The 7057-nt window shown below is 57.8% G+C and carries 8 protein-coding genes; 3 read left to right on the top strand and 5 right to left on the bottom strand.

The features are described from left to right. Positions 1-1023 (top strand): IS3 family transposase gene (locus KOL99_RS18380; protein ID WP_216511922.1). Its coding sequence is split into 2 segments (ribosomal slippage), with 1024 coding nucleotides annotated over them: positions 1-170 and positions 170-1023; the frame shifts between segments, so codons are not numbered across the junction. This gene is flagged as partial in the annotation. Between the two features lie 511 nt (positions 1024-1534). Here KOL99_RS18380 and KOL99_RS18375 read toward each other — a convergent pair. From KOL99_RS18375 to KOL99_RS18355, 5 genes are all read right to left on the bottom strand, one after another. Continuing rightward, complete coding sequence (locus tag KOL99_RS18375) at positions 1535-2905, bottom strand: cbb3-type cytochrome c oxidase subunit I (RefSeq protein ID WP_216511921.1); 1371 nt, start codon at positions 2903-2905, stop codon at positions 1535-1537. Further along, on the bottom strand, positions 2902-3618 hold the full coding sequence (locus KOL99_RS18370) for a c-type cytochrome (RefSeq protein ID WP_216511920.1): 717 nt from the start codon (positions 3616-3618) through the stop codon (positions 2902-2904). The genes KOL99_RS18375 and KOL99_RS18370 overlap by 4 nt, the downstream gene beginning before the upstream one ends. A 201-nt stretch (positions 3619-3819) precedes the next feature. Continuing rightward, on the bottom strand, positions 3820-3909 hold the full coding sequence (locus tag KOL99_RS18365; protein ID WP_216511919.1) for a GlyGly-CTERM sorting domain-containing protein: 90 nt from the start codon (positions 3907-3909) through the stop codon (positions 3820-3822). Positions 3910-4017: 108 nt separating this feature from the next. Then, positions 4018-4746, bottom strand: coding sequence for an iron-sulfur cluster repair di-iron protein (gene ric, locus KOL99_RS18360; RefSeq protein ID WP_216511918.1), 729 nt, complete (start codon positions 4744-4746; stop codon positions 4018-4020). Between the two features lie 197 nt (positions 4747-4943). Next, positions 4944-5360 carry a bacteriohemerythrin gene (locus KOL99_RS18355; protein WP_216511917.1) on the bottom strand — a complete coding sequence of 139 codons (417 nt, stop codon included), beginning with the start codon at positions 5358-5360 and terminating at the stop codon, positions 4944-4946. A gap of 255 nt (positions 5361-5615) precedes the next feature. Here KOL99_RS18355 and KOL99_RS18350 point away from each other — a divergent pair, with 255 nt between their 5' ends. After that, complete coding sequence (locus tag KOL99_RS18350) at positions 5616-5891, top strand: DUF2442 domain-containing protein (RefSeq protein WP_216511916.1); 276 nt, start codon at positions 5616-5618, stop codon at positions 5889-5891. A gap of 167 nt (positions 5892-6058) precedes the next feature. Beyond that, complete coding sequence (locus tag KOL99_RS18345) at positions 6059-7012, top strand: divergent polysaccharide deacetylase family protein (RefSeq protein ID WP_216511915.1); 954 nt, start codon at positions 6059-6061, stop codon at positions 7010-7012. Positions 7013-7057 lie beyond the last annotated feature (45 nt).

Here is a 7057-nt window from a genome sequence, read left to right as displayed (position 1 = left end):
CGGCATCTCCGAGCCAACCTACTACAACTGGAAGTCCAAGTACGGCGGCATGGAAGCTTCCGATCTCAAGCGCATGAAGGAGATGGAAGCGGAGCTGTCTCGGCTCAAACGAATGTACGTGGACCTCGCGCTGGAGAACCATGCACTCAAGGACCTGATCGAAAAAAAGCTCTAGGGCCGCAGGCGAAACGTGAAGCTGTCGTTCACCTGGTCGAAGAACACAAGCTGACCGTGCAGCAAAGTTGTTCCTGTGTCGGCATTTCGCGTGCGGCCTTCTACAGAGTCCCGAAGTCTTCATCTGAGCGCGATGGGCGCGTCATCGATGCTTTGAACAAGCTGATGGAGCGTCATCCTCGATGGGGTTTCTGGAAGTCGTTCAAAGCCCTCCGCCGCACGGGCCACAGATGGAACCACAAGCGCGTCTATCGGGTCTACTGTGATCTGAAGCTCAACCTGAAACGCCGGGCTAAGAAACGGCTGCCAAAGCGGATTAAGCAACCTCTTTGGGTACCTCAGCAACCGAACCAGGTGTGGTCGGCAGATTTTATGAGCGATACGCTCTACTGTGGGAAAACGTTTCGCACCTTCAACGTCATCGACGATTTCAACCGCGAGTGTCTCAGCATTGAGATCGACACCTCGATTACCGGCAGGCGTCTCATCCGCATCTTCGAGCGGTTAAAGCAGGAGCGTGGCCTTCCTCACGTGCTGAGAACCGATAATGGGCCTGAGTTCCTCAGTGGCGACTTCGTTGCCTGGGCTGAGACTGCTGGAATGATGATCCACTACATCCAACCTGGCGAGCCGAACCAGAACGCGTACATCGAGCGGTTCAATCGCACCTACAGGGAGGAAATCCTGAGTCTGTATGTTTTCCAGAGCCTGAGCCAGGTCCGGGAGATCACTTACTGGTGGATGAACGACTACAACGAGCTACGCCCGCATGATGCTCTCGGGGATCTGACACCCGCTGATTACATGAATCGCTACACCAGAAACTCTACTTATGAAATGTCTACTTGACGGGGAAGCTTACGGGTGTCTTTGTAAAAACAACCCCTACTGCAAAATAAACGCGGCCTGCAAAACCTGCAGTGCCCCCCTCATCTGCTGATGAAGGGCCCGCTTCTACTGCCCCCAGACCTTTTTTTAAAAACTGCACCCCTTATTTAAAATTAGGCACACCTGCTTTATTTTAAAGTGACCCTTACATTAGAAAAAGCAGCCCTTGTTTAAATTTACGTGTGCTTCTCCCTTTCTGCCTGCCCGTCCTCCGAAAACTTTTTCACGCCCCGCCTGAGGAAGAGAGGGGACGTTGGTTAGTTAGGTAACTTATTAATGTTGGTCTAATGCTGAGGGAGGTTGTTATGCCTCGTCAGGCTCGTTTGGATGTTCCCGGATTGGTGTATCACGTGATGTCCCGCGGGATAGAAGGCAGAGTATCTTTCTCGGCAATCAAATGTCGCATCTGTACCGGCTGTTGGGGAAAGGGGAAGGGACCATGCGAACGCATGGTCCCTTTTTTTTCTTGCCTTTAGATGTTGGCGGCGGGCGTCACCGCCGGTTCGGGAGCGGGGATGCTGGAGGGCTTGATGGTGAAGAGGTGGTACACGGTGATGACGACGCCGGCAAGGAAGACGAGACCGACGCCGAAGGCGACCCGGAACCAGAACATCATGGTGAGGTGCGCGGTGCTGTAACCGATGTCCAGGAAGCGCTCCAGGTAGGTCTGCAGGATCCCGGCGATGCCGAAGACGAGACCCAACAGGAACATGGAAATGGTGGTGATCCAGAAGCCCCACTTGCCGAGCCGGTCCTGGTACTTGTTGATCCCCTTAAGCCGCGGCATGGCGAAATAGAAGATGGTGAGGTTCAACAGGGCATAGGCGCCGAAGAAGGCGAGGTGGCCGTGGGAGACGGTGACCTGGCTGCCATGGGTGTAGTAGTTGATCGGCGGCAGCGTGTGCATGAAGCCCCAAAGACCGGCGCCGACAAGGTGGTAGATGGCGAGCCCGACGATGTAGTACCAGGTGAGCGGGTTCACTATGGGGTTTTTGCGCTCGCGCACGTGCATCCAGGTGTCCACCACCATGAGCACGATGGGAAGCGGCTCCAGGGCGCTGAAGACGCCGCCCCACCAGAGCCAGTAGTCGGGCGCGCCGATCCAGTAGTAGTGATGGCCGGTGCCGACGATGCCGGTGAAGAGGAAAAGCCCGGTCTCGACGTAGAGCCATTTCTCCACCACCTTGCGGTCCACCCCGGTCACCCGCATGATGATGTAGGCGACGATGGACGCGGTCACCACCTCCCAGGCCCCCTCCACCCAGAGATGGATCACCCACCACCAGTAGTAGTAATCCGTGTTCAGGTTCCTGTAGAAGGGCATGCCGAAGAGGTACATGACGGCCAGGAAGGTGACCCCGCCGAGCAGCATCCACTGCAGGGCCGACTTCTCCTTGGACTGGATGATGGTCATGGCGACATTGGCGATGAAGAGGAGGGCGGCGACCACGATCAGTCCGTTCAGGGGGAAGGGGATCTCCAACAGCGGCTTGCCGCGGGTCCAGCCGAACAGGAAGCCGACCACCGCGGTGACCGCGGCGGCGACGAAGATGATGAGCTGCGCGTAGGCGATTTTCGGGCTGTAGAGCTCACGGCCGCACTCGGGGGGGAGGATGTAATAGGTCCCTCCCATGAACCCCAGGAGCATCCAGGCCACCAGCACGTTGGTATGGATCTCGCGGGCGGTGGAGAAGGGGAAGACGTTGACCAGTTCCTGCGGCAGCGTGAAGGCGTAGTTGATGGAGAGCCACAGCCCCATGATCACCTGCAGTATGAATAGCACCAGGGCGAGACGGAAGTACCACAGCGACACCCGCTGGCTTTGGTATTCGATCAGCATCATTTGCTCACCTCCTTGGTGGACTTAAGGCTCAGGATGAAGTCGGCGATGATGCCGGCCGTCTGCGGGCTCACGTCCTGCGGCGGCATGGCGACCCCTGGCCGCACCGACTGCGGATTGATCATGTAGTTGATCAGGGTCTGACGGTCGTAGGTGATCCGGTTGGCGATGTCGGTGAGGTCGCCGCCTACGTTGCGCCCCTGGTGTTCGAAGGTGTGGCAGCCGCCGCATGCCTGCAGCACCAGGTGCACCTTGTCCAGCTTCTGCGGCTGGGTTTCGCGCAGCCTGTAGGCCTGTACGTACTTTTCATCCTGAGGCGGCCAGTGCCGGTTCTCGATGTCGCCCACCCAGCGCAGGAAGCTGACCAGTTGCCTGCTTTCGGTTTCGCTTACACCCAATTGGGGCATCTTCCGGAACGAGTTTTTGTACATGACCTCGGGGTGCTGCACGATGGAGGCGATGTTGTTCTCACCGAGCCGGTAGAACGCCTTGGTCATGTCGGGGGCGTAGTAGCCGCCAAAGCCGAGGATGGTGTGGCAGTCGTTGCAGTTGTACTTGTGCCAGACCTTCTTGCCGGCGACTACTTGTTCGGTGAGCTTGTCGGTGTGGGTGAACTTGGGGGTCTGCATGTGGAAGTCGTAGGTTTGCCAGAGGAAAATCGCTGCCGAGGTTAGGGTTCCCACCCAGAAGATCAGCCGGGCTGTTTTTCCGGTCATACCGCCCTCCTTTTGCCGTGGTTGGTGAATATGGTTAGATAAATCTAATTATTGACAGCGGGAAGGATACCCCGAGCAGGGGGGATGTCAACCGGAGGGCATAAATAAGGCCCCGAAAGGATTGTTGCGATCCGGTTTCGGGGCCTTGTGCGTAGGGGCGGTTTGGGTGGGACGGGCTAATGTGGAGCTGGTTTCGGTGCGTTAATCATCCTTGCGCTGCCGCAAGGGGCAGAGCGAAAGGGCGGCCAGTGTCAGCCAGGAAAAAGCGAACATCGCAACGATGACGGTCATAGGGGACTCCTTGTTTTTTACAATTCACTCGGCGTGTCCCCCCCCTTCGCGAAACTGCTTTAGAAGCGGTATCGCAAAGAACGCGGAGCATCCGGCGTTGGCGGTTTTCTACAGCTTCCCTGCCTTCGGGAACAGGATGTTGTTTTCCAGGTGGACGTGCTTGTGCAGGTCGTCCTCGAACTCTTTGAGCTTTTCATAGGTGACCATGAAGGTGTTGCAGGCGTCGGCGGGAACCGCGTAGTTCTTGGACAACCGGCGGATCTCGTGCACCGCGGCCCCGACCTCGTCATGCTCGTGCCCCAATTCCGCAAGGACTGCCTTCAGCTTCTTGATCTCTTCGGGGTTCGGCGCCCCACCTTCCTTCCTCAGTTCGGTCAGCTTTCTGATGGCGGGAAAGAGTTGTCCCTCCTCGCTTTCCAAGTGCTGCGTGAGGTCGGCGGCCACTTTCTCGAAGATCTGGGCGATCTGCACTACCTCGGGGTGGTTGGGGCCGTGAACCTGTGCGATCTTGTTGGCGTAGGCGGCGATGGTGGGGATGCTCTCCTTCAGGTAGCCGTGGTGCGCGTTGACGATGTAGTCGGCCAGGAAGGGAAGCTCCCAGGCGTCGTAGTTCTGGCTGCGCTCCAGCGGCCGGGCCGCCGTCTCTGCCAGGTCGCGCTGCAGCGCGGCGAGGTCGATCCCTTTCTCGCGGCAGGCCTGCGCCAGCGGCATGTTCCCCCCGCAGCAGAAGTCGATGCCGTATTTTTCAAAGACTTGGGCGGTGCGATAATCCCTCGCGACCACCGAGCCTACGGTTTCCACGTTGGTTGCAACTTGTTCCGGTGTTGATTTTTCCATGGTGTCGCTCCCTTGGCGGCTCTTTAGGGACGAGCGGCCGGTTCTGGCGTAGCGGGGCGTTGGTGCCCCTTTGAACCCATGGTAACACTATCGGCAGTTTAGAGTATGATCCAGATCAAAAAGTGAAAGGTAGTGCGGGATGGAGATCACCGTGGGCGCCGGGCAACCGGCGCCGATAGTGAAAAAGGGGAGAGCGCTCAGGAAAGGGGGGCTGGCGACTTGTTGACGAAGCGGCCGATGGCCCGGTCCATGGTGGAGATGTGGTCGATGAGCCAACTGGTTATGAAGTTGGTCATGGTGTTGACCAGGTTTTGGGTGAGCCCCTCCACCTTCAGGCGCTCTTTGAGTTGGTTGATCTGCTCGATGAAGGCGAGGTGCTTTTCGCGGTGCGCCACGTAGTCCGGGAAGCGGACCTGCTGCATCAGCTTCTCCTCTTCCTTGAAATGAGTCACCGCGTAGGCTTCAAGGAACCAGAACATGCGCATGATCTCGTCCTGGTCCTGGCTGGACTGGTAGGCGTTGACGAAGGCGTTGAACTTGTCGAAAAGAAGCTTGTGCTGAACGTCGATCTCCAGCATGCCGATGCTAAGATCGTCTCTCCACTGGACCAGCATTTTCATCCTCCTGTGACGATTGACGCTTTTTTATACATTCTCTGTTTGGCTTAATCAACAGCTTTAATGTTGAATGGCAAGGGGAGGTGGTGTCGGTTGCAGCAGCGGCGAAAGGAAGAACCCCTTGAAAATTTGACAGAAATTCCCTGCTTCGCTATAGTGCATCCGTGAGAAACAAAGGCGTTCCACCATTGGTGCTTCGCGACATTGAGCGCATGGTTTACCAGAACAAGGAGTTTTTCCTGGAGAAATACTATGAAGTCCATAAACATTGATGACGAAGTAGTAGAGCCTGCAGCGGTCAGAGCGTGGGCCGAACAGCGGACAGTCTTTGTGGAGCTCACCGACGGCAGGATCATCGGCTTTCCAGCGAACCGTTTTCCTCTACTGGCAAAGGCGACCGACGAGGAGTTAAAAGAAGTGACCATCCGCTTGAACGGCTTTGCCTTGCGGTGGGAAAACCTTGATGAAGACATAACCGTCCCCGGTATAGTAGCCGGCAACTTCCCTTTACCGTACCTGATGAACTAACTACCCTCTTTCCCTTTCCCAGTCCCCTCCTTTTGCAAAGTATTTGCAATGTCGCAGCGCATCATGCTATCTCACATTAAAACATGCCGGCCAGCGCGTGCCGGCGGTTATGTCTGAAGGGCGGCCCGGCGGCGATCCCGTGTTGTGCCGTCCCGGTGGAGGTAGTTTTGGCAAGAAAAGGCAAGGCGGTAAACAGGCGCAAGCCTGCTCCCGGCGGCGGTGGACGCAAGCCGGTCATGGCACTTCTCATCGTCGCGGTACTGATCGCAGCCGCGTTCTTCCTCCTGGAGCACTTTAAAAAACCTGCTCCGCCTCCCCAGCCTCCGCCCAAGGCGACGACCGGCGCGGCGAAGCATCAGGCGATGCCGGAACGGCCCGCCCCCGTGCAGCCGCAGCTTTCCACCGCTAAGGCCCCGGCCGTCAAACCGCATCCTGCCGCACTCCCCAAGGCCACCGGTCCGGGGCGTCTCGCCATCATCATCGATGACATGGGAACCAGCATGCAGGAGCTGAAAACGCTGCAGTCGATCGGGCAGCCGCTCACCTACTCGGTCATCCCGAGCCTCGCCCACGCCAAGCAGGTCGCCGAAGGCGCGCACGCGGCCGGGGGCGAGGTGATGGTACACATGCCGATGGAGCCGGAAGGGTATCCCAAGCAGAAGATGGAGTCGGTAGGGGTGCTGGTCGCCATGGATGACGGCGAGATCGCGGGCCGGATCAGGAGTTACTTCGCCACGGTGCCGCATGCCGTCGGCGCCAACAACCACATGGGGTCCCGCTTCACCCAGGATGCGGCCAAGATGAAGGTCGTGCTGCAGATATTGAAGGAGAAAGGACTGTTCTTCGTGGACAGCAAGACTTCGCCTGCGTCGGTCGGGTACCGCGAGGCGAAGGCGCTGGGGATGAAGTGTGCGGCGCGGCAGGTGTTTTTGGACAACGTGCAGGACGAGAGCGCCATCGGCAAGCAGTTGGCGCAGGCCGCCGCCATAGCAAGAAAAAAGGGTGCGGCGATAGCAATCTGTCATCCGCACCCTGCAACCATGCGAGCCCTGAAGCTCTATATGCCCGAACTGGCCAAAAGCGGCATCACCTTTGTGCACGTGTCGGCGTTGATCAACTAGAAAGAAAAAGGGACGCAAAGAAAAGGGGACAGGCACCTGCGGAGC

It is taken from the genome of Geomonas azotofigens (genome assembly GCF_018919395.1).
Classification (GTDB): domain Bacteria; phylum Desulfobacterota; class Desulfuromonadia; order Geobacterales; family Geobacteraceae; genus Geomonas; species Geomonas azotofigens.
This window is presented reverse-complemented; position numbering and strand designations above follow the sequence as displayed.

Coding starts and splice junctions, on each gene's coding strand:
- KOL99_RS18375 (WP_216511921.1), bottom strand. CDS start 2,905: ATGATGCTGATCGAATACCAAAGCCAGCGGGTGTCGCTGTGGTACTTC.
- ric (WP_216511918.1), bottom strand. CDS start 4,746: ATGGAAAAATCAACACCGGAACAAGTTGCAACCAACGTGGAAACCGTA.
- KOL99_RS18355 (WP_216511917.1), bottom strand. CDS start 5,360: ATGCTGGTCCAGTGGAGAGACGATCTTAGCATCGGCATGCTGGAGATC.
- KOL99_RS18365 (WP_216511919.1), bottom strand. CDS start 3,909: ATGACCGTCATCGTTGCGATGTTCGCTTTTTCCTGGCTGACACTGGCC.
- KOL99_RS18370 (WP_216511920.1), bottom strand. CDS start 3,618: ATGACCGGAAAAACAGCCCGGCTGATCTTCTGGGTGGGAACCCTAACC.
- KOL99_RS18350 (WP_216511916.1), top strand. CDS start 5,616: ATGAAGTCCATAAACATTGATGACGAAGTAGTAGAGCCTGCAGCGGTC.